Genomic DNA, 21,352 nt, shown 5'->3' on the forward strand with positions numbered 1-21,352 from the left:
GGCGCCGTGACGAGGAAGACCACCGCCGCCCGGGGCCGGACGGCGCTCGCCGCCGTCCTGCTGCTCGCCGGGCTGGCCGCCGGCTGCGGCAAGCCCGGCACCCCGCCGCCCAAGGGCCCGCAGGCGAGCGCGCTGCCCAGCTACCAGGTGCGCGACGCCGCCTCCATCACCGGCTCGCCGACCCTGGACGCCGCCCGCAGCCGGGGCCACCTGGTGGTCGGCGCCAAGGAGGACCAGCCGTACCTGGGCGAGAAGAACCCGGCCACCGGCGTGTACTCCGGCTTCGACATCGAGATCGCCAAGATGGTCGGCGCCTACCTCGGCTTTCCGCCGGACCGGATCGAGTTCAAGACCATCGCCTCGGCCAACCGCGAGACCGCGCTGCAGAACGGCCAGGTGGACTTCTACGTCGGCACCTACACCATCAACGACAACCGGAAGAAGCTGGTCGGCTTCGCCGGACCGTACTTCATCGCCGGGCAGTCGCTGCTGGTGCGCAGGAACGACAACACCATCCACGGCCCGCAGGACCTGGACGGCAAGAAGGTCTGCTCGGCGGCCGGCTCGACCCCGTACCAGCGCATCCAGTCGCAGTTCCCGAAGGCGAAGCTGATCGGCTACGACACCTACTCGGCCTGCGTGGACAACCTGATCACCGGCCAGGTCGACGCCGTCACCACGGACAACGCGATCCTGCTGGGCTACGCGGCCAAGGCGCCGGACGAGCTCAAGGTGGTCGGCCCGCTGTTCTCCCAGGAGCCGTACGGGATCGGCACCCCGAAGAACGACACCGTGCTGCGCCTGGCCCTGGACGACGCGCTGGCGCAGAACGAGCAGAACGGCGACTGGAAGAAGGCCTACGACGCGACCCTGGGCCTGTCCGGGGAGCCGGCGCCCACACCGCCGCCGATCGACCGGTACTGAGAGGGCCGCGCCGTGAAAACGCTGACCGACAACTGGTCGACCTACTGGGACGGCTTCCTCGGCACGCTCTCGCTGTTCGCGGTGAGCGCCGTGCTGTCGCTGGTGCTGGGAGTGATGATCGCGGGTTTCCGGGTCTCGCCGGTCCGGCCGCTGCGGGTGTTCGGGACGGCGTGGGTGACGCTGCTGCGCAACACGCCGCTGACCCTGCTGTTCTTCATCGTGGTGCTGGGCCTGCCGCGCTTCAACATCACGCTGCCGTTCTTCGTCTTCGCGGTGGCCGCGCTCGGCTGCTACACCTCGGCCTTCGTCTGCGAGGCGATGCGCTCGGGCATCAACACCGTGCCGGTGGGGCAGGGGGAGGCGGCGCGCAGCCTGGGCATGAGCTTCGGGCAGACGATGAGTGTGGTGGTCATGCCGCAGGCGTACCGGTCGGTGGTCGCGCCGATCGGCAGTGTGATGATCGCGCTGGCGAAGAACACGGCGATCGCCGGCTCGTTCAGCGTCACCGAACTGCTCGGCACCTACCGGACGATCAACGAGCTGGGCTACAGCATCATCTGGACCTTCGTCTGGATCGCCGTCGGCTACCTGATCATCACCCTGGCCGTCAGCGCCGTCTTCAACCTGCTGGAACGACGAGTGGCGGTGTCGCGATGACCGTTGGATCCTCGGCGCTGTACGACATCCCCGGTCCGAAGGCGCTCGCCCGCCACCGGCTGTACGGCGGGATCGCGCTGCTGCTGATCGCGGCGCTGATCGGCTGGATCGTCTACATGCTCTTTCACACCCACCAGTTCACGTACCAGAAGTGGATGCCCTTCGAGTACCGGGGTGTCCAGGACCTGCTGCTGAGCGGGCTCGGCAACACCCTCAAGGCCTTCGGCTGGACGGTGCTGTTCGCGCTGCCCTTCGGCGCGCTGTTCGCGGCGGGGCGACTGTCCGACCACAAGGTGGTGCGGGTGCTCTCCACGGTGGTGGTGGAGTTCTTCCGGGCCATGCCGCTGCTGGTGATGATCTTCTTCGTCTTCGTCGCGCTCAAGGTGCAGCCGCTGTGGGCGCTGGTGGCCGGGCTGGTGCTGTACAACGGCTCGGTGCTGGCCGAGGTCTTCCGGGCCGGCGTGCTCGCGGTGCCCAAGGGGCAGCGCGAGGCGGCCTACGCGCTCGGCCTGCGCAAGACCCAGGTGATGACGTACGTGCTGGTGCCGCAGGCCAACCGGGCCATGCTGCCGGCCATCATCAGCCAGCTGGTGGTCGCGCTCAAGGACACCTCGCTGGGCTTCCTGATCACCTACGAGGAGTTCCTGCACGCGGGCAAGCTGATCGCCACCAACCTCGACTACGACCTGCCGTTCATCCCCGTGGTGATCGTGATCGCGCCGATCTACATCGGCATGTGCCTGCTGCTCTCCTGGCTCGCCCGCTGGGTCGAGCGCCGCAGTCGGCGCAGCCCGAGCATGCGGGGCGGGGCGCCGGTGGTCAAGGCCGGGGTGGCGATGGGACTGCCGCCGTCCGCGCAGCAGTGAGAAGGCTGGTTCGATCCTGAACCATAGGTGCGGGTGGGGATAGAGCGGGCACCTCCAATTTCCTCTTATGATTGCGGAGGCTCGACGACGACGACCGGGGGAGGGGCCATGGAGCCGGTATTCGACTCACGGCACATCAGGACGTTCCACGAGGTCGTCAGAGCAGGCTCCTACTCGGCCGCCGCCCGCGAGCTCGGCTACACCCAGCCCGCCATCACCCAGCAGATGAAGGCGCTCGAACGCACCGTCGGCGTCGCGCTGTTCACCCGGGCCGGGCGCGGACTGCGGCTCACCGAGGCGGGCGAGGCACTCTCCCGGCACGCCGAACTGATCCTCGGCAGCCTCTCCGCCGCCCAGCAGCAGCTCGCCGCGCTCGCCCGGCTGCGGGCCGGGCGGGTGCGGGTCTGCGCCTTCCCCAGTGCCAACGCCACCCTGATACCCGAGGCGATGGCCCGGCTGCTCGCCGAACACCCCGGTGTGCGGGTCGAGCTGCTGGAGGCCGAACCGCCCGACTCCGTCCAGCGACTGCTGCGCGGGGAGTGCGACATCGCGCTGGCCTTCCGCTACCCCGGCGGCGCGACCGAGGTGCCCGACGGGCTGGACGAGATCCCGCTGATGGAGGACCTGCTCACCGTGCTGCTGCCGGTCGGACACCCGCTCGGCCGTCGGCACGCCGTTCGGCTCGTCGACCTCGACGGCGAGCGCTGGATCGCCGGGTGCCCGCGCTGCCGGGCCAACCTGCTGAACGTCTGCGCGGAGGAGGGCTTCGCGCCGGACATCGTGTTCTCCACGGACGACAACCTCGCGGTCCAGAGCCTGGTCGCCGCCGGGGTCGGGATCGCGCTGATGCCCGCGCTGGTGCTCTCCTTCATGTGCCACCGCAAGGTCACCGGGCGGGCCGTCGAACCGCACCTGCGCCGGCAGGTGAGCGCGTACGTGCTGCGCGAGCACCGGCGGATACCGGCCACCGGGCTGGTGCTGGACCATCTGCGGCGGGCGGCGGCCAGCCGGATCGGGTGCTGAGTCGTGGCTCCGGTGGGTGCTCGCCGGGGCGATTCATAAGCTGAAGTTGAGGGGAAGCTTAAGAACCATCGTTGGACGTGATGGGTCGGTGCAGCCGAACCTGCTGGCATGACACCCCCAGCCACGGTCGGCAGCGACCGGCTCACCGAGCGGATGACCGCCCTGATCGGCGAGATCCGTGCCGTCGTGGACCGCGGACTGCCCCCGGAACTCACCGCCTACCTGGTCGGCGAACGCCTCGCCCCGCACCTGCACGCCGACCCCGACGGGCCCGACGCGCTGCTCACCCCCGCCCAGCGCGAGGGCGACCCGAAGCGCTACCGCCAGCACGTCCTGCACGCCGAGGAGGACGGCGGCTTCTCCGTCGTCGCCCTGGTCTGGCTGCCCGGCCAGCAGACCCCGATCCACGACCACGTCTCCTGGTGCGTGGCCGGCGTCCACCAGGGCCAGGAGAGCGAGACCCGCTACCGGCTGGTCTCCGACGGCCGCACCGCCCACCTCGTCGAGACCGAGCACGTCGCCGGCCCGGCCGGCACCGTCGCGGCCTTCGCCCCGCCCGGTGACATCCACCTGGTGCGCAACGCCTGCAACAGCACCGCCATCTCCATCCACGTGTACGGCGCGGACGTCTCGCGGCTCGGCACCAGCATCCGGCGCGTCTACCGGCTGCCCGCCGACCAGCAGCAGTGAGGGCGGCGTGGCACTGACCCTCCGGGAGCGCGCCACGCGCACCCGCTCACTGCCCCCGCTCGGCGGGGACGCCCCCGGCCTGCTGCTCGCGGCGGCCGGGGTGGCCGCCGCGATCGCCGTCCACGCGGCCGTGCCCGCCGTGCCCAAGCTCACCGCCGCCGTCGTGCTCGGCATGGCGGCGGCCCACCTGCCCGGGCTGCGCCCGGTGGTGCGCGGGGTGGCCCGGCCGGGGCTGTCCATGGCCGGCAAGCGGCTGATGCGGCTCGGGATCGTCCTGCTCGGGCTCAAGCTCAGCCTGGACGACGTGCTCGGCCTCGGCTGGGCCACCGTCGCCATGGTGCTCGCGGTGGTCGCGGCCACCTTCACCGGCACGCTCTGGCTCGGCCGACGGCTCGGCCTGCCGGGCGACCAGCCGCTGCTGGTCGCCACCGGGTACTCCATCTGCGGAGCCTCGGCGATCGGCGCGGTCAGCCAGGCGGCCGGCAGCGAGGAGGAGGACGTCGCCGCCTCGGTGGCCCTGGTCACCCTGTGCGGGACGCTGGCCATCGCCGTGCTGCCGCTGCTCCAGCAGCCGTTCGGGCTGGGCGACGTGGAGTTCGGGCGGTGGGTCGGCGCGAGCGTGCACGACGTCGGGCAGGTGGTCGCCACCGCGCAGACCGGCGGGGCGGGCGCGCTGCGGGAGGCCGTCCTGGTCAAGCTGATGCGGGTGGTGCTGCTGGCGCCGCTGGTCGCCGGGATGGCCGTCGCGGTGCGGCGCCGGGCGCGACGGGGCGGGGAGGCCGTCGTCGGGGCGGACCAGGAGTCGGGGGAAGACCCTGCGAAGAACCCGGTCAAGACCGGCAGCCGCCCGCCGATCGTCCCGCTGTTCGTGGCGGGGTTCCTCGCGATGATCGTGCTGCGGACCACCGGGGTGCTTCCGGAGCGGGCGCTCACCCTCGCCGGGGACACCCAGGAACTGCTGCTGGCCGCCGCGCTGTTCGGCCTCGGCAGCGCCGTGCACCTGCCGACCATGGTCCGCACCGGCGGGCGGCTCGCCCTGCTCGGGCTCGGCTCCTGGGTGGTCGTCGCGGGCGTCTCCTACGCCGGGGTGCTGGTCACGACGTGACGGGCGCAGGGGCGGACTCGGCTATTGTCGGGCGGGTACTCGTCCGCCGGGACGCTCCTGCACCCGAGTCCGCTGAGGAAGCCGCATGTCCACCGCACTGCCCGAACGGGACGCTCACGAGGCCGTCGTCACGCTCGACCGGCGGGACGGCCCGTTCGGCGAGGTGGTACTGCGCCAGCGGGGTCGGCACTTCGAGATCATCGCCAACGGCTGCTTCCTGATGGACACCGCCGACGGCCGCTCCGAACGCCTGCTGATCCAGGCGGCGTTGGACGAACTGGACCGCACCGGCGCCCCCGCAGAGCCCTCGGTGCTGATCGGAGGCCTCGGCGTCGGCTTCTCGCTGGCGTACGCGGCGGCCGAGCCGCGCTGGGGGCGGATCGCCATCGTCGAGCGCGAGACCGCCATCATCGACTGGCACCGGAACGGGCCGCTCGGCGCCTTCTCCGGCGGCGCGCTGGAGGACCAGCGGGTCCAGGTCCTCCACACCGACCTGCTGGAGTACCTGGCGGCGGCCGACGGCGAGCGCTACGACGCGCTGTGCCTCGACATCGACAACGGCCCGGACTGGACCGTCACCGACTCCAACGCCGGGCTGTACGGCGCCGACGGGCTCGCGGTGCTCTGGCACCGGCTGCAGCCGGGCGGGGTGCTGGCGGTGTGGAGCGCCCAGCCCTCCGCTGACTTCGAGGAGGCGCTGCGGGCGGTGGGCTTCTCCGACGTCGTCACGCACGAGATCCCGGTCAGCCGCGGCGTGCCGGACGTGGTCCACCTGGCCCGGCGCGCAGGCTGACGGCGCAGGGCCTCGCCAACCCTCCTGCCGCGTCCGGGCGTTGTCCGTGGCAGCGGCCAACTGCTGGCTCTCGGCGTCGCGTTGTCGCGGCCCCCTGGGGTTGGATCCGGTCGGAGGGGGCCGTTGCCGGGGCTCAGCCGAACGGCCTGGTCTCCGGGCCCGAAGCCTCCGCCGCGTCGGTCTCCGTCGCTTCGTCCGGGGTGGACGGGAGGCTTTCCGGGGCGAAGGGGTTGAAGTCCGGCGGGGGCACCATGACGGGCGTGCCCTTGCGCGGGGCGTCCTGCGCGGGAACGTCCTGCGCGGGAACGGCCGGCGGCGCGGAGGGCGGCGGCGGGACGGCCGGGCCCTGCGCCGCGAGCGTGGTGCCGAACGGGTCCGACTGGTCGGCCGTCACCGTGCCGAACGGGTCGGTGGTCGGGGCGGCCGCTGCCGGGGACGTGTCCGGGGTGGGCGGGAGGCTTTCCGGGGCGAAGGGGTTGAAGTCCGGCGGGGGCACCATGACCGGCGTGCCCTTCCGCCTGGCTGGCGCCGCCTGCGGCTCGGCGTCGGCCGGGGAGGCCTCCGCGACGGGCGCGAACGGGTTGAAGTCCTCGGGCGGGAGCTGCACCGGCGTGCCGCGCAGGTCCGCCGGCACCTCCTCCGCCTCTTCCGGCTCCTTCTCGACGGGAGCGGGAACGGGAGCGGGAGCGGGAGCGGCAGCAGGTGTGGCGGGCACGGGCGCGGCGCCGGCCACCGCCCCGTCCCAGCCGAATTGAACGCTCTTCAGCAGCTCCGCGAACGCCCGCGTGTACAGGTCCCAGTCCTCCGGCTGCGCCGTGGACAGCTGGACGCAGAGCACGGTGCCGCCGTCCGGCAGCGGGACGAAGGCCTCGACCGCCGAGGTGACCACCCAGCGCCGCTGCCCGTCGGCGGACAGCGGCCCCGGCACCGGGACGGTCCGTCCCTCGACCAGGACGGCGGCCGGCCCGGCCGGCAGCAGGACCGTCCACACCTCGGCGTGCCGCCGGACGGTGGCGAGTTCGGTGGCGAGCGCGGTGATCGGCAGCGGGTGCCGGGCGAGCGAGACGACGAGGGCGGCGTCGGAGGCCCGGCCGTCCACGTCCAGCGCGCAGACGCCCGCGTAGACCGTGCCGGCGTCGTGGACCAGGTCGGCGAGGGTGGCGGCGATGACCGCGAAGTCGCGGCGCCGCTCCGGACCGTCGCCGCTGAACAGCTCCTCGGCGACCTCGGCCAGATGCCCGGTCAGTTCCTCGGCGGCCGCGGCGGTGGCCGGGTCGACGCCGTCCGCCCCGCCCGCCGGCGCGGGCACCGTACGGGAGCAGACCCCGGCCGGACCACCGGGGGAGATCAGCGGGTGGAAGCCGGGCGGGACCACCAGCCGGACCTCGGCACCCGCGCCGGTGGCCAGTTCGACCGGCTGGCGGGTCTGCTGCCCGGCGGCCAGCGCGGCCAGTGCCGGGGCGAACGGCGGGCGCAGCTTGGGGTCGGCGAACTCGCCGGTGACCGGCAGGTGGAACAGCGCGGCCGAGGTGGTGCCCCGGTCGGCGATCGCGCCGCGCACCGCCCCGCCGCCGTAGCGGGTGTGGAGGGCGGCGGTCACCCGGTCGGCGACCCGGGCGCCGCTACCGGGGCGGGCCGTGCCGGCGGTGAGCACCGCGCCGAGCCGGTCCACGGCCGCGTGCACCGGGCCGTTCGGGGCCAGCGGGAGGCCGAACAGCGCCTCGGCGGCGGGGTGTTCGGCCGGGCGCAGGGCGCTGAGCGAGGCCGCCGGATGGCGGGAGGTGCGCTCGTCGAAGAGGGCGTCGGTGAGCGTGCCGAGGGTCGCGCAGACCTGCTCCGCCGCTGCGAAGGGATTGGCCTCCGCGCTGAACTGGACGTCCTGGGTCAACTGTTGAGCCCCCCGCTCTGCTGCGTCTGCGGTCCGCTGGTTCGGGTGGGTCCGCGCGCGCCGTGGCGGCGTGCCGCCGGACTCCGTGCTCATTCCTATCAGAGCCCGCTGTCGGGACCGAACCGGCGGATCACCCGATGGGAGCCGCGGTCGTTCCGCCCGTGGCCTGCGGGGACGTTTCGCCGGACGGTGCGGTGGCGAGCGCGGTGACCGCCTCGGCGATCCCGGGGACGGCGAACAGCCCGGCGAGCTCCCGCACCAGGCGCCCGGTCGGGCCGTCAGGACGCTCGTCCGCGAAGAACGAGGCGAGTTCGGCGGCGAGCGCCGGCTCCCGGGCGGCGGTGAGGGTGAGGGTGGCGACGAACTCCTGCACCAGGTGCAGCTGCAGGTCCTCCAACGGCACCGAGCGTTCGGCCAGCCACTCCAGCGAGGTGATCTCGGCGTTGGCGATCCAGGCCCGGACGGTCAGCCGCAGCCCGGGGCTCGGCGCGGGGATCGCCAGGTGGGAGAGGATCTGGTCGTGGGCGGCCCGCCGCACCTCGTCGATCACCGCCGAGGTGCCCGCGCTGGCCGCCACCGAGCCGCCGCGCAGCAGCGCCGCGAAGCCGGGCCCGTGGCTCTGTACGAAGTCCAGGTAGCGGCCCATCACCCGGTACAGCCGCTCGGACAGCGGCCCGTCGGCGGGCTCCTCGAAGCGCGCCGAGAGCTCCCGCCCGGCCCGCCGCAGCGACTCCTCGTACAGCGCCTGCTTGCCGGGGAAGTAGTGGTACACCAGCGGCCGGGAGGCCCCCGCGGCGGCGGCGATGTCGTCGATCGACACCTCTTCGGGCGGGCGCCGGCTGAACAGCTCCAGCGCGACGGCGATCAGCTGCTCGCGCCGCTCGTCCACGCTGAGCCTGCGGCGCGGCCGCTCACCGGCAGCCGCCCGGCCTGGCGTCCGGCCCGCAGCCCGGTCCGGGGCCTGCTCCGGGGCGGGGGTCCGTGCAGCGCGGGCGGCCGTCGGCGACGGCGTACGGGAGGCCATGCGCGCCACCCTATCCGCCGTCCGGGGCGGGGCCTATGCGGCGTGGAGGTCCAGGTAGCGGCGGTAGGCCTCGCGGCCGTCGGGGACGAAGTGGTCGCGGGCGAGGCGGTCGGCGAGCTCGGCGGGGGTGAGCCAGGCGTGCCAGGCGACCTCGGACTCCTGCGGCTGGACCGGGCCGTCCCACTCGGCCTCGTACATGTCGCTCCACCAGGAGAGCCGGTCCTGCCGGAAGAGGAACTTGAAGAGCGGGCGCGGGGTGATCCCGTGCACGCCGAGCTCCTCCTCGGCCTCGCGGACGGCGGCCTCGGCGTACGTCTCGCCGGAGCCGACCACGCCGCCGACGAACATGTCGTACGCGCCGGGGGCGAACAGCTTGGTGTCGGTGCGGCGGTGGACGAAGATCCGCCCGGCCGGGTCGCGGACCAGGATGAAGACGCACCGGTGGGTGAGCCCCTGCCGGTACACCTCCCCGCGCAGCGCCGTCCCGATCACCCGGTCGTGCTCGTCGACGACGTCCAGCAGTTCTTCGGCAGGGTTGGTCATGACGGACAGGTTAGGGTTTCGGGGCCCGCTTCGAACGCTTTTCGAGTGCGATCCGAGCTCGATTCGCATGTGATCCGCATGTGATTCGTGTGCGATCGGACGCGGGCGGGAACGCAGGAACCGGACAGGCTGAGGGTGGCGCGCGGTGGTGGAGATCTGGGGCGAGACGGCCGAGGGGTTCGAGCCCGTACGGGAGGCCTTCGCGCGGAACTTCCACGAGTACGGCGAACTGGGCGCGGCCTTCGCGCTGTACGTGCGCGGTCGCAAGGTGGTCGACCTGTGGGGCGGTGACGCCCGGCCCGAGGTCGGCGGGCGCCCCGCGCCGGCGGTGCCCTGGACGGCGGACACCGCCCAGGTGCTGCGCTCGGTCACCAAGGGCCTGACCGCGACCACCGCGCTGCTGCTGGCCGAGCGCGGCCTGCTCGACCTGGACGCCCCGGTGGCCTCCTACTGGCCCGAGTTCGCGCAGGCCGGCAAGGGCGGGGTGCCGGTGCGCTGGCTGCTGTCGCACCAGGCCGGGGTGCCCGCGCTGGACGTGCCGCTGCGGCTGGAGGACGTGCTCACCTGGGAGCGCGCGGTGGCCGCGGTGGCCGCGCAGGCGCCCGCCTGGGAGCCGGGCACCGCGCACGGCTACCACCCGTACACCTTCGGCTGGCTGGTCGGCGAGGTGGTGCGGCGGGTGAGCGGGCGCACGATCGGCCAGTACTTCGCCGAGGAGATCGCCCGGCCGCTCGGGCTGGACCTGTGGATCGGGCTGCCGGCCGGGGCCGCGCCGAGGGTCGGCCGGCTGGTCGACCTGCCCGCCCCGGAGGCGGCCCGGACCGGGCCGAGCGGGCTGCGGCTGCGGCCCAAGCAGTCCGTCCGGGACGCCTACCAGGACCCGGCCTCGCTGACCGCGCGGTCCTTCGCCTCGGTGCGCCCCGGGGTGGACCTCAACGACCCGGCGGTGCAGGCCGCCGAGATCCCCGGCGCGGGAGGCATCGGCACCGCCCGCTCGCTGGCCCGGTTCTACGCGGCGCTGATCGGTGCCGCCGACCGCCCGGACGGCTCCGGCGCGCTGCTGCCGCCGCTGCTCGGGCCCGGGGTGCTGACCCGCGCGGTCGGGCCCGAGGTGAGCGGACCGGACCGGGTGCTGATCGTCAACTCCACTTTCGGCCTGGGCTTTTGGCGGCACGGCCCGACCGCGCCGATGGCCTCCCCGGCGAGCTTCGGCCACCCCGGCCGGGGCGGCTCGCTGGGCTTCGCCGACCCAGAGCTCGGGCTGGGCTTCGGCTACGTCACCAACGGCATGCAGCCGGGCGTCACCGGCGACATCCGCTCGCGCAACCTGATCCGTGCGGTGCGGGGGTGCCTGGGGCTGTCCGGGTAGCGGCGGGCGCGGTCCCGAGCCGTCAGGCCTGGCCGGTCTCGAAGCGGGTGATCTTCGGGCCGGTGAGGGTGAAGCGCCAGGCGGTGCGCATCTCGCCCCAGGTGTCGTTGGTGAAGTTGGCGATCAGCGCGTGGCCGCCGTCCGATTCGGTCTGGACGTCCATCCGGCCGCGGACGGTGAAGATCTCCTTGTCGATCCACTGGGGCAGGTCGCGGTCGGAGCCGTCGTCGGACATGGTCGCGTCCGGGGTGAGGGTGGCCAGGAAGGCGTCGCGGTCGCCCGCGTTGACCGCGGCGACGAAGGCGCGCACGGTGGGGTCGGAGAGCTTGGCGGGGGAGATGGTCATCGGGACTCCCGGGGGTGAGGGACGGAGAGTCCTGTCTACGGCGTTCGCCGGGTGTGTTCGGGCATGTCGGCGGCGCGTCGAGAAAATCGCGCATTCATGTGCTTAGATCCAGAAATGGGCGTTTTGCCCTACGGAGGGTTGCGCAGCGTGGACGCCCGGAAGGGCGTTCGCGGTGCGGCCACGGGGAGTGGCGGCGGAGCGGGAGGCCGGGACCGGTCTCCCGCTCCGTGTTTTGCGCAGGCCGCGGCCCGGCTAGAAGAGGCCCACCGCGTCCGGGGAGTAGCTGACCAGCAGGTTCTTGGTCTGCTGGTAGTGCTCCAGCAGCGCCTTGTGGTTCTCCCGGCCGATGCCGGAGTTCTTGTAGCCGCCGAAGGCCGCGTGGGCGGGGTAGGCGTGGAAGCAGTTGGTCCACACCCGGCCGGCCTGGATGGCGCGCCCGGCGCGGTGGGCGGTGTTGAGGTTGCGGGTCCAGACGCCCGCGCCGAGCCCGTACTGGGTGTCGTTGGCGAGGGTGATCGCCTCGGCGAAGTCCTCGAAGCGGGTGACCGAGACGACCGGGCCGAAGATCTCCTCCTGGAAGACCCGCATGCTGTTGACGCCCTCGAACACCGTCGGCGTCACGTAGTACCCGCCGGCCAGGGCGCCGCCGAGGTCGGCCCGCTCGCCGCCGGCCAGCAGCTTGGCGCCCTCGGCCTGGCCGATCTCGAAGTAGGAGAGGATCTTCTTCAGCTGTTCGGCGCTGGCCTGGGCGCCGACCTGGGTCTCGGTGTCCAGCGGGTCGCCCTGGCGCATCGCGCGCACCCGCTCCAGGCCGTCGGCGAGCAGCTGCTCGTAGACCGAGGACTGGATCAGCGCCCGGCTGGGGCAGGTGCACACCTCGCCCTGGTTGAGGGCGAACATCGCGAAGCCCTCGACCGCCTTGTCGTAGAAGGCGTCCGAGGCGTCGGCGACGTCCGCGAAGAACAGGTTGGGGCTCTTGCCGCCGAGTTCCAGCGAGACCGGGATCAGGTTGTCGCTGGCGTAGCGGGCGATCAGCCGGCCGGTGGTGGTCTCGCCGGTGAAGGCGATCTTGCGGATGCGGTTGCTGGAGGCCAGCGGGGCGCCGGCCTCCTCGCCGAAGCCGGTGACGATGTTGACCACGCCGGGCGGCAGCAGGTCGGCGGTCAGCTCGGCCCACAGCAGCACCGAGGCCGGGGTCTGCTCGGCGGGCTTGAGCACCACCGCGTTGCCGGCCGCGAGCGCCGGGGCGAGCTTCCAGATCGCCATCAGGATCGGGAAGTTCCACGGAATGATCTGGCCGACCACGCCCAGCGGCTCGTGGAAGTGGTACGCCACGGTGTCCTCGTCCAGCTGGGACAGGCCGCCCTCCTGGGCGCGCAGCGCGCCCGCGAAGTAGCGCAGGTGGTCGACCGCGAGCGGGAGGTCGGCGGCCAGCGTCTCGCGCACCGGCTTGCCGTTCTCCCAGCTCTCCGCGACGGCCAGCCGCTCCAGGTTCGCCTCCATCCGGTCGGCGATCCGCAGCAGCGCCTGGGCCCGCTCGGCGGGCGGGGTGCGGCCCCAGCCGGGGGCGGCGGCGTGGGCCGCGTCCAGCGCGGCCTCGATGTCCTCGGCGGTGCCGCGGGCGACTTCGGTGAACACCTCGCCGGTGACCGGGGTCGGGTCGCCGAAGTACTCGCCGCGCACCGGCGGGGTCCAGCCGCCGCCGATCCAGTGCTCGTACCGGGAGCGGTAGGCGACGATGCTGCCGGGCGTGCCGGGGGGCTGGTAGACCGTCATGCTCTGGTGTCTCCTCGCGACGTCGGGCGCCGCCCGGACCGGGTGGCGGGGCGGCGCGCCGGGCCGCGCCCGGCGCGGGGCGGCCCGGCGGGAGGGTGTGGACACGCAATTCCGGGCGGACGCCCGCCGGGGCGTCCGCCGTCGAGCACGATAGCCGCCCGGCGCGGGCGCGGCTACGGTCCGTGCGCCCGGCCCGTACGGAGGGTTGCGCGTTCCGGCCGTCGCGCGGGGCGCGCACCGTGTCTCCGCGCTCCGTCCGGGACGGTGTCAGACCGCGTGGTACCGGCCGGTGCGGGACTCCCAGTACAGGTAGCCGGCGAGCCAGGTGACCAGCCCGTCCGCGTACCGCTGGGCGATCGTCCGTTCGACCCGGGAGAGCCCCAACTCCCGGTAGACGTCCGGCAGTCGGCCGTGCAGGTCCCGGCACCGCTCGACCATCAGCTGCGCCTCCTCCAGCACCACCGCGCAGGCCTCCTCGGCCGAGCAGCGGCGCTCGCGCTGGACGATCATCACCAGGTTGTTGACGTCGCCGCGCGGGGCCTCCAGCGGGAACGACCGGACGTCGTTGCTGAGCGAGGGGATGTCGGCTGCCAGCTGGCGCAGTTGACGCAGCACCGGGTGGTGCAGGACGGCGGCGGGCACCTCGAACTGGCCGAGGCGTTCGACCATGTCGAAGATGGTCTCCATCGCCGCGGTGCCTCGTCTGAGCACCAGGTAGCCGTCGCGGTCGGGTGGCCGGGTGGAGATGCGGCCGGCGGCCTCGGCGGGGTGACTGGCCAGGTACCACTCCCAGTTGTACGCGGCGCGGGCCTGCCAGCGGGCGGGCATGCCGCGCACGCTGCGGTCCCAGAGGTCGGCGAAGGCGGTCTCGACCGGCGAGTCCTGGTCGGGGCGGGCTCCGTGCAGGACGGCGATCAGCCGCTCGCAGATGGGGGCGACCTCCGTCGGGCGGCGGCCGAGCGGGCCGTCGAACTGGTCGTCGAAGAGGAAGTAGAAGCCCATCAGGTCGGCGGCGAGGGAGAGTTCGTCCGGGCCGGTGTCGGGGTAGCCGAGGGCGGCGAGGTCGACCACGTCCCAGTGGGCGTACCCGGGGTGGTCGACGTCGGGGAGCAGCGGGTGGCGGACCAGCCAGTCACGGTGCAGCGCGGTGGCCTGCGGTCCGTGCGGGCTGCGACGGTGCGGGAACGGAATCTGAAGTGAGGTGTCGTCAGACATCGGACTCCCGGTGCGGCGAAGGGTGGGGGTGCTAGTGGTTCGAACGTTGGGTGTGGGGGGAGTTGACGCGGCGAGGCTTCCGGGGAGAGGGTGATAGCGAAAGATCATCTTCGCCTCGCGGGCCGTAGGGTATCTGATGTAATGATCGGACGTTAGGGGTATAGGGCAATTGCCCTTGGCAAGGCGTCCGAACCCTCACCGTCCGCCCCAGCCTGCGCGAATGCCCCACAGCGAGTGCCACGCAGCGCTAACCTCGGCTCCACGGGCAGTGATGCGAGCAGCGACACGGGCTGTGACGCGAGTGGCGAGGCGGAGGCACGACGGTGACCGAGCAGGACAACGAACTTCGGACGGGATCAGGTTCCGGCCGGGACGGCGACAGCACCTCGCCGAGGGTCAGGCTGCGCGACCGCGACGCCGAACTCCGCTCCGTCGAGACGGCCGTCGACAAGCTCTGCTGCGAATTCGCGGCCGGCGGCACCGAGATCGGCGAACTGCTCGCCTTCTCCGGTCGCCCCGGCATCGGAAAGACCAGCCTGCTGCACGAGGTCCGACGGGTCGCCAAACTCCGCGACCGCGCCACGGTGTTGTTCGCCCGCGGCGGCGAGCGCCAGTTCAACGAGCCCTACCACGTGCTGCGCCAGCTCCTCCAACCCCTCCTCACCAGCCTGCAGCCCGACGAGTTCCGCCAGGTCATGGGCACCTGGGAGGAGGTCGTCGGACCGGCCATGGGCCTCAAGCGGCCCAAGGCCGGCGCCCGCCGCCTCGACCCCCAGGGCGTGCGCGACGGCCTCGACTACGTCCTCACCCAACTCGCGCCGCGCCGGGCCCCGCTGGTCATGATTGTCGACGACCTGCACTGGGGCGACCACGAGTCGCTCTCCTGGCTCACCCAGTTCGCCGTCCGCTCCCGCGAACTGCCCGTCCTGCTCGTCTTCGCCTTCCGCGAGGACGAGAACGACTGGCCGACCGAGATCCAGCAGCACCGCAAGGCCGTCCTCGGCCTTGCCACCAGCAAGCACGAGCTCAACCGGCTCTCGCTGGTCTCCGTCACCGACATGATCCGCGCCGAACTCGGCGACAAGGCCGAGGACGCCTTCTGCTACGAGTTCTGGAACGTCGTCAACGGCAACCCCTTCGAAGCCGTCGCCCTGCTCGACCAGGTCCGCGACCAGGACCTCGAACCGGTCGAGGAGAACTCCCAGCAACTGCGCGAACTCGCCGTCGACGCCACCGGAATGACCCTCAAGAGCTGGATCGACCGGCTCGGCTCCGGCACCCTGCGCTTCGCCTGGGCCTGCGCGATGCTCGGCACCGACATCCGGGTCGACCTCGCCACCCGGATCTGCGCCCAGACCACCGAGGGCGCCCGCGACGCCATCAAGCAGCTGCGCAAGCAGCGCGTGCTCACCCAGACCCCCAACGGCAACCTGGAGTTCGTCCACCCGCTGATCGGCAGCTCGATCTACAACACCATGCCGGAGGCCACCCGCACCGGCATGCACGGCGTCGCCGCCGCCGAGATCGAGAACGCCGGACTCGGCCTGCTCGCCGCCTCCCGCCACCTCGTCGAGACCTTCTCCGGCGAGGGCGACGACAAGACCGTCCGCAAACTGCGCCGGGCCGCCGTCGAACACCTGCTGATCGGCGCCCCCGAAGCCGCCCAGCGCTGCCTGCACCGCGCCCTCAACGAACCCCCGGCCGACGACATCCGCGCCGAGGTGCTGTACGAACTGGGCTGCTCCGCCCTGCTCACCGACCCCGTCGCCACCGTCAACCAGCTCAAGCTCGCCCTCGACCCCGACGAGGGGCCGCTGCGCCCCGAACTGCGGGTCGACGCCACCTTCCGGCTCTCCGAGGTGCTCGCACACAGCGGCGAACTGCGCCAGGCCGCGGTGGTCTGCCAGGACGAGGCCGAGCAGACCGCCGACCCGGCCGGCCGACTCCGGCTCCAGGCCGCCTCGTTCATGTGGCACGCCTTCCGCAAGTCCGAGGACGACGGGCCTGGCCGATCCACCCGGCTCGGCCTCATGTGCGACGGCCTCAGCACCCGCGACGCCGCCGACCGGGCCGTCCTCGCGATGCGCGCCTGGGACCTCACCCTGCGCGGCGCCCCCTCCGCCGAGGCGCTGACCTACGCCGACGCAGTCCTCGACGCCGGCCGCCTGCCCAAGGGACTCGGCTGGACCGACAGCACCTGGGGCTTCGAACTGCCCTCCATGCTCGGCCTCACCTACACCTACAACGACCGCATCGCCCAGGCCGAGCGGCTGTTCGCGGACGCCATCATCCAGTTCGAGGTCGCCGGGTGGAGCGGTGCCCACCGGGGCTTCGCGTACTTCCTGATGGGCCTCGCCCGCTTCCGCCGCGGCCTGCTCGCCGAGGCCGAGGACTTCCTGCGCCGCGCACTGCGACTGTCCGAGCGGATCGGCCCCAAGCTGCCGCTCGCCTGGGACGCCGTCGGCGTCCTGGTGGACACCCTGCTCGCCCGCGGCCGGACCGAGGAGGCCTGGGAACTCGCCGTCGAGTTCGGCTTCCACCCGCCGTACCACACGACCGCGATGGTGCTGCCCGACGCGCCCTCGCTGTACGGCAAGCTGCTGATCGCCAAGAAGCGCTACGCCGGGGCGGCCGCCGCGCTCACCGAGGCCGGAGCCCAACTGGAGGCCCGCGGCTGGCACAACACCGTCTGGGCGCCCTGGGCCGGCCACCTCGCCATCGCGATCGCGGCCGACGAGCCCGACCGCGCCCGCGAGTACGCCCAGAAGGCCGTCCAGGACGCCCGCACCTTCGGCACCGCCTCGGCGATCGGCACCGCGCTGCGGCTGAACGCCCAGATCGAGGACGGCCAGCAGGCGGTCGAGCTGCTGGAGCAGGCCGTGATGTACCTCGGCCAGTCGCCGGCCGGGTACGAGCACGCCGTCGCGCTGGTCGACCTCGGCGCCGCGCTGCGCCGGGTCGGGCGGCTGGAGGACGCGCAGGAGTACCTGTACCAGGGCATCGAACTGGCCCAGCACTGCTCGGCCGAGGGGCTGGTCGACCAGGCGCGGCGGGAGCTGGCCAACTACGGCCTGCGGCCCAACCGGCTGGGGCTGCGCGACTTCCGGGAGACGCTCAGTCAGCCCGAGTGGGAGGTCGCCAACCTCGCGGTGCAGGGCGTGCCGCCGCAGCGCATCGCCGACGAGCTCGGCGTGCACCTCAGCCTGGTCAACCGCCGACTGGCCGCGGTCTACCGCAAGGCGGGCAGCGGGCCGGACGGCCTGGCCTCCGCCCTCGGGCTGCCGACGCAGCCGCGCGGGGCCACCCGGCCGGGGGCGGAGCCCGAGGAGGCGTAGCCCGCGGTGGCAGGGGGGCGTGGGCGGCGGGGCGGCGCGCGGAGGCACGGGAGCGCTCCCGGAGCGGTCGCCGTCGTTAGGGCGTGTCTGACAATTCCCGCCGGGCGCACGACGCTCCCCCAGCCTGGCGGCCGGGAGGTGCCCCCAGGCATCCCGCCTGAACGCACCGGCGAAACGTCCAAGTACACCCAGTACGAGGACGCTTCGCCGGCACGCCCAGCCGGGCGCGTAATGGGGGTACCTCCCGGCCGAAGGCTGGGGGAGCCGCGCGCTGATCCGCCGCGAATTGTCAGACACGCCCTAGGCTGACGCAGACGTGGGGGCGCCGCGGCGACCCCCTGGACGGACCCGGAACCGGGGCGGTCACGGCACCCCGCGACCGCCAGTGAGGAGCAGGCCATGGCGAGCGAGGCCACCAGCGTGCGGCACGAACCCCTCGACCCCTCGGGCGCGGGCGCCGCGATCGAGCGCTGGACGCTCTCCGCCGGCCCGTACGAGGCGAGCGTGCTCACCCTCGGCGCCACCCTGCACACCCTCACCGGCCCGGACCGCGCCGGGCGCCCCGCCCAACTGCTGCTCTCCACCGACCAGCTGACGCAGATCCTCGGCCCGGCCCGGCACTACGGCACCGTGGTCGGCCGGTACGCCAACCGGATCGACGGTTCCAGGATCACCATCGACGGCGAGGAGCACCCGCTCGCCCCGACCGGCGGCGGCATCACCATCCACGGCGGGCCGGACGGCTTCGCGCAGCGGATCTGGGAGGCCGAGCGGATCGAGGGCGGGGTGCGGCTGCGGTTGCACAGCCCGGACGGCGACCAGGGCTTCCCCGGCGCGCTGGACATCACCGTCTCCTACACCCTGGACCCGGCCGGCGAGTTGGTGATCGCCTACCGCGCCGTCACCAGCAAGCCGACCGTGGTCAACCTGACCAACCACGCGTACTTCAACCTTGCGGGTGAAGGGAACGGCGACGTCCGCGGCCACCTGCTCACCCTCGACGCCGACGCCTACACCCCGGCCGACGAGCGGCAGATCCCTTACGGGCGGACCGAACCGGTGGCCGGCACGCCGTTCGACTTCACGGTGGCCACGCCGATCGGCAAGTCGGTGCACGACGACCACCCGCAGCTGGCCGGGCCCGGCGGCTACGACCACAACTGGGTGCTCCGGGCCCGGCCGGCCGACGGCAGCCCGGCCCGGGCGGCGCTGCTGGAGGACCCGGTCAGCGGGCGCACCCTGGAGGTGCTGACCACCGAGCCGGGCGTCCAGGTCTACACGGCCAACAAGTTCCAGGGGGCGGTCACCGGCGCGAGCGGTGTCCCGTACGGGCCGTTCGCCGGGATCGCGCTGGAGACCCAGCACTTCCCGGACTCCCCGAACCACCCGGCGTTCCCGAGCACCGTGCTGCGGCCGGGGGAGGAGTTCCGCTCGACCACCGTGCTGCGGCTGGGCGTCAGCTGAGCGCTCCGGGCACGTCCGGGGTGAGGTTCTGCGTGAGGTTCTGCGTGAGGTTCTGCGTGAGGTCCTGCTGGAGGTCCCGTGCGAGGTCCCGGCGCATGCAGAGCCGGGGCCAGCGGTCGAGACCGTGCTCGGCCTCCTTGCGGCGGATCTCCCGCAGGCCCGGGGTGAGCTCGTGGTCGGCGAGCGGGCGGAAGCCGCAGCGGGCGTAGTAGGGGGCGTTCCAGGGGACGTCGGCGAAGGTGGTGAGGGTGAGCGCGGGGGCGTCGGTGCCGGCCGCGAGGTGTTCGATCAGCGCCCGGCCGATGCCCCGGCGGGCGTGGTCGGGGTGGACCGACACCTGCTCGATGTGCAGGGCGCCGTCCACCGGCTCGGCGAGCAGGTAGCCGGCGATCGGACCGGGACCGGGACCGGGTTGCTGGGGCAGGTCGGTTCCGTGGGGCAGGTCGGTCGCGTCGGGGACGGCGACCAGGGCGATGCCCGCGTCCAGGTAGTGGGTCAGCTCGTGCGGCGCCGGTGGTTCGTCGTCGGCGATCTCCGGCATGCCGATCGCGGCGAAGGGGGCCCCGGCGGCCCGCTCCAGTTCGCACAGCAGCGGCAGTTCGTCCCTCATGGCGGCTCTGATACGCATGCGTTCAGTCTGCTGCAAGCGGTTTTCGGCCAGGGATGGTGGTGCTCTCGGCCATCCGGTACCGGCTTGAAGCGGGCGAACCCGGACATTTGGTCGCACTGTCAACTACCGTGCGGCTACGTCCAGGACACGTGGGCGTAACGATCGCTGTTTCTTGCAGAAACTTGCTGCAAGGACTTTCCGTCGCTATTGCACCGCTGTTAACTTCCTTCCGAGCCCGACGGCAGCAACGGTGCAGTCGGCACGAGGCAGCCATTATGCGCCTGTCTCCGAAGATCTCGGGCACCCCCACCCTCCCAAGGAGTTCTCATGCGGCGTGGCATCGCGGCCTCTGCCCTCGTTGTGGCCCTCGCGGTCTCGATGGCTGCCTGTGGCAGCAGCGGCTCCAGCTCAAACGGCAAGGCCGACGGGCCGGTCACCCTCACCTACTGGGACACCTCGAACGCCACCAACGAGGCGCCGAACTACCAGGAGCTGGTCAAGAAGTTCGAGGCCGCCAACCCGAACGTCAAGGTCGACTTCGTCAACGTCCCGTTCGACCAGGCGCAGAACAAGCTCCAGACCGCCATGGGGGCCAAGGGCGCTCCGGACGTGTTCCGCTCCGAGGTCGGCTGGACCGCCGCCTTCGCCAAGGCCGGCTACCTGGAGCCGCTCGACGGCACCCCGGCCGTCGCCGACACCTCCGCCTTCCAGCCCAGCCTGATCCAGCAGGCCAAGTTCGACGGCAAGCTGTACGGCGTGCCGCTGGTCACCGACACCCTGGGCCTGCTCTACAACAAGGAGCTGTTCGCCAAGGCCGGCATCACCGCCGCCCCCAAGACCTGGGACGAGCTGAAGACCGACGCCGCCGCGCTCAAGGACAAGGCCGGTGTCGACGGCTTCTGGCTGAAGGCCGCGGACGGCTACTACGCGATGCCGTTCCTGTTCGGCGAGGGCACCGACACCGTCGACGCCGCCGGCAAGAAGATCACTGTCACCTCGCCGGAGGCCGTCAAGGCCATCGAGACCTACAAGACGATGTTCACCGCGCCCGGCATGGCCAAGGCCGACGTCACCACCGACGCCTACGCGCACATGATGGACGCCTTCAACAACGGCAAGGTCGCGGCCATCGTCCAGGGCCCGTGGGAGATCACCAACATCTACAAGGGCGCCGCGTTCGCCGACAAGAACAACCTCGGCATCGCGCCCGTCCCGGCGGGCTCCAGCGGCAAGTCCGGTGCGCCCACCGGCGGGCACAACATCTCCGTCTACGCCGGTGCCGACCAGGCCCACAAGGCCGCCGCCGAGAAGTTCGCCGCCTTCATGACCTCGGCGGAGAGCCAGGCCTTCATCGCGCAGAAGAACTCCACCCTGCCGACCCGCTCCGACGCCTTCACCGCCGACGTCAAGGCCGACCCCGGCATCGCCGGCTTCCAGGCCGTCCTCGGCAGCGCCAAGCCGCGCCCCGAACTGCCCGAGTACAGCTCGCTGTTCTCCTCGCTCGGCACCAACCTGGGCAAGGCCGTCCAGGGCACCGGCACCCAGGACGCGCTGAACACCGTCGCCACCGACTACGCCAAGCTGCTGCCGGGCTTCGCCAAGTAGTCGCCGTCGGCCGTCCGGGCCGCCGTCGGGGGCGGGCCAGTGCGGCGGGGGGGGGGGGCGGGCGCCCCCCGATCCCCGGCCCTGGCGGACATTGGGGGGGGGGGGGGCGCGCGGCCGCG

Annotated in this window: 18 protein-coding genes; 11 read left to right on the plus strand and 7 right to left on the minus strand. The window is 72.9% G+C overall.

Translation table 11 applies throughout. The features are described from left to right. Window positions 1-6 precede the first annotated feature (6 nt). The 7 genes from ACFWPI_RS22970 to ACFWPI_RS23000 all read left to right on the plus strand — a co-directional run bounded on the left by ACFWPI_RS22970 (window position 7) and on the right by ACFWPI_RS23000 (window position 6,058). Window positions 7-924 carry a glutamate ABC transporter substrate-binding protein gene (locus tag ACFWPI_RS22970; protein WP_380373785.1) on the plus strand — a complete coding sequence of 306 codons (918 nt, stop codon included), beginning with the start codon at window positions 7-9 and terminating at the stop codon, window positions 922-924. A 12-nt stretch (window positions 925-936) separates the two neighbouring features. Next, a complete protein-coding gene (locus ACFWPI_RS22975) occupies window positions 937-1,581 on the plus strand; it encodes an amino acid ABC transporter permease (protein ID WP_380373783.1) in 645 nt (214 codons plus the stop codon). After that, the gene (locus ACFWPI_RS22980; protein ID WP_063350111.1) at window positions 1,578-2,447 is read left to right on the plus strand and encodes an amino acid ABC transporter permease; all 870 of its coding nucleotides are present in this window, start codon (window positions 1,578-1,580) and stop codon (window positions 2,445-2,447) included. The genes ACFWPI_RS22975 and ACFWPI_RS22980 overlap by 4 nt, the downstream gene beginning before the upstream one ends. A 108-nt stretch (window positions 2,448-2,555) precedes the next feature. Then, entirely contained in the window at window positions 2,556-3,470 is a 915-nt protein-coding gene (locus ACFWPI_RS22985; protein ID WP_063350112.1) for a LysR family transcriptional regulator, read from the plus strand. 108 nt (window positions 3,471-3,578) lie between these two features. Then, a complete protein-coding gene (locus ACFWPI_RS22990; protein WP_380342271.1) occupies window positions 3,579-4,160 on the plus strand; it encodes a cysteine dioxygenase in 582 nt (193 codons plus the stop codon). A gap of 13 nt (window positions 4,161-4,173) precedes the next feature. Next, on the plus strand, window positions 4,174-5,265 hold the full coding sequence (locus ACFWPI_RS22995) for a YeiH family protein (RefSeq protein ID WP_380373855.1): 1,092 nt from the start codon (window positions 4,174-4,176) through the stop codon (window positions 5,263-5,265). A gap of 85 nt (window positions 5,266-5,350) precedes the next feature. Continuing rightward, on the plus strand, window positions 5,351-6,058 hold the full coding sequence (locus ACFWPI_RS23000; protein WP_380373779.1) for a spermidine synthase: 708 nt from the start codon (window positions 5,351-5,353) through the stop codon (window positions 6,056-6,058). Between the two features lie 133 nt (window positions 6,059-6,191). On the opposite strand, the gene ACFWPI_RS23005 is transcribed toward ACFWPI_RS23000, so the two are convergent. From ACFWPI_RS23005 to ACFWPI_RS23015, 3 genes are all read right to left on the minus strand, one after another. Further along, a complete protein-coding gene (locus tag ACFWPI_RS23005; RefSeq protein WP_380373776.1) occupies window positions 6,192-7,946 on the minus strand; it encodes a hypothetical protein in 1,755 nt (584 codons plus the stop codon). A gap of 130 nt (window positions 7,947-8,076) precedes the next feature. Beyond that, complete coding sequence (locus ACFWPI_RS23010; protein WP_380373774.1) at window positions 8,077-8,970, minus strand: TetR/AcrR family transcriptional regulator; 894 nt, start codon at window positions 8,968-8,970, stop codon at window positions 8,077-8,079. Window positions 8,971-9,003: 33 nt separating this feature from the next. Further along, on the minus strand, window positions 9,004-9,513 hold the full coding sequence (locus ACFWPI_RS23015) for an NUDIX hydrolase (protein ID WP_063350117.1): 510 nt from the start codon (window positions 9,511-9,513) through the stop codon (window positions 9,004-9,006). Between the two features lie 145 nt (window positions 9,514-9,658). On the opposite strand from ACFWPI_RS23015, the gene ACFWPI_RS23020 reads away from it, so the two are divergent. Then, window positions 9,659-10,882, plus strand: coding sequence for a serine hydrolase domain-containing protein (locus ACFWPI_RS23020; protein WP_063350118.1), 1,224 nt, complete (start codon window positions 9,659-9,661; stop codon window positions 10,880-10,882). 22 nt (window positions 10,883-10,904) lie between these two features. Here the strand turns inward: ACFWPI_RS23020 and ACFWPI_RS23025 are convergent, their stop codons facing one another. From ACFWPI_RS23025 to ACFWPI_RS23035, 3 genes are all read right to left on the minus strand, one after another. Continuing rightward, window positions 10,905-11,228, minus strand: coding sequence for a nuclear transport factor 2 family protein (locus tag ACFWPI_RS23025; protein ID WP_363377241.1), 324 nt, complete (start codon window positions 11,226-11,228; stop codon window positions 10,905-10,907). Window positions 11,229-11,480: 252 nt separating this feature from the next. Next, on the minus strand, window positions 11,481-13,004 hold the full coding sequence (locus ACFWPI_RS23030) for an aldehyde dehydrogenase family protein (RefSeq protein WP_380373769.1): 1,524 nt from the start codon (window positions 13,002-13,004) through the stop codon (window positions 11,481-11,483). A gap of 267 nt (window positions 13,005-13,271) precedes the next feature. Then, window positions 13,272-14,219 carry a terpene cyclase gene (locus ACFWPI_RS23035; protein WP_363377243.1) on the minus strand — a complete coding sequence of 316 codons (948 nt, stop codon included), beginning with the start codon at window positions 14,217-14,219 and terminating at the stop codon, window positions 13,272-13,274. 323 nt (window positions 14,220-14,542) lie between these two features. Between ACFWPI_RS23035 and ACFWPI_RS23040 the strand changes: the two genes are divergently transcribed. Together ACFWPI_RS23040 and ACFWPI_RS23045 are read left to right on the plus strand one after the other, a co-directional pair. Beyond that, window positions 14,543-17,554 carry an ATP-binding protein gene (locus ACFWPI_RS23040; protein WP_380373766.1) on the plus strand — a complete coding sequence of 1,004 codons (3,012 nt, stop codon included), beginning with the start codon at window positions 14,543-14,545 and terminating at the stop codon, window positions 17,552-17,554. 399 nt (window positions 17,555-17,953) lie between these two features. Continuing rightward, window positions 17,954-19,018: an aldose epimerase family protein gene (locus tag ACFWPI_RS23045; RefSeq protein ID WP_380373763.1), complete on the plus strand. Its 1,065-nt coding sequence runs from the start codon at window positions 17,954-17,956 to the stop codon at window positions 19,016-19,018. Here the strand turns inward: ACFWPI_RS23045 and ACFWPI_RS23050 are convergent. Then, complete coding sequence (locus tag ACFWPI_RS23050; protein ID WP_380373761.1) at window positions 19,011-19,646, minus strand: GNAT family N-acetyltransferase; 636 nt, start codon at window positions 19,644-19,646, stop codon at window positions 19,011-19,013. The genes ACFWPI_RS23045 and ACFWPI_RS23050 overlap by 8 nt on opposite strands. A 309-nt stretch (window positions 19,647-19,955) precedes the next feature. Here ACFWPI_RS23050 and ACFWPI_RS23055 point away from each other — a divergent pair, with 309 nt between their 5' ends. After that, entirely contained in the window at window positions 19,956-21,233 is a 1,278-nt protein-coding gene (locus tag ACFWPI_RS23055; protein WP_380373758.1) for an extracellular solute-binding protein, read from the plus strand. Window positions 21,234-21,352: the final 119 nt, after the last annotated feature.

The sequence above is a fragment of the Kitasatospora sp. NPDC058492 genome (genome assembly GCF_042720685.1).
GTDB lineage: Bacteria > Actinomycetota > Actinomycetes > Streptomycetales > Streptomycetaceae > Kitasatospora.

Coding starts and splice junctions, on each gene's coding strand:
- ACFWPI_RS22990 (WP_380342271.1), top strand. CDS start 3,579: ATGACACCCCCAGCCACGGTCGGCAGCGACCGGCTCACCGAGCGGATG.
- ACFWPI_RS23025 (WP_363377241.1), bottom strand. CDS start 11,228: ATGACCATCTCCCCCGCCAAGCTCTCCGACCCCACCGTGCGCGCCTTC.
- ACFWPI_RS23045 (WP_380373763.1), top strand. CDS start 17,954: ATGGCGAGCGAGGCCACCAGCGTGCGGCACGAACCCCTCGACCCCTCG.
- ACFWPI_RS23050 (WP_380373761.1), bottom strand. CDS start 19,646: ATGCGTATCAGAGCCGCCATGAGGGACGAACTGCCGCTGCTGTGCGAA.
- ACFWPI_RS22980 (WP_063350111.1), top strand. CDS start 1,578: ATGACCGTTGGATCCTCGGCGCTGTACGACATCCCCGGTCCGAAGGCG.
- ACFWPI_RS23030 (WP_380373769.1), bottom strand. CDS start 13,004: ATGACGGTCTACCAGCCCCCCGGCACGCCCGGCAGCATCGTCGCCTAC.
- ACFWPI_RS23000 (WP_380373779.1), top strand. CDS start 5,351: ATGTCCACCGCACTGCCCGAACGGGACGCTCACGAGGCCGTCGTCACG.
- ACFWPI_RS22985 (WP_063350112.1), top strand. CDS start 2,556: ATGGAGCCGGTATTCGACTCACGGCACATCAGGACGTTCCACGAGGTC.
- ACFWPI_RS23010 (WP_380373774.1), bottom strand. CDS start 8,970: ATGGCCTCCCGTACGCCGTCGCCGACGGCCGCCCGCGCTGCACGGACC.
- ACFWPI_RS23035 (WP_363377243.1), bottom strand. CDS start 14,219: ATGTCTGACGACACCTCACTTCAGATTCCGTTCCCGCACCGTCGCAGC.
- ACFWPI_RS23015 (WP_063350117.1), bottom strand. CDS start 9,513: ATGACCAACCCTGCCGAAGAACTGCTGGACGTCGTCGACGAGCACGAC.
- ACFWPI_RS23055 (WP_380373758.1), top strand. CDS start 19,956: ATGCGGCGTGGCATCGCGGCCTCTGCCCTCGTTGTGGCCCTCGCGGTC.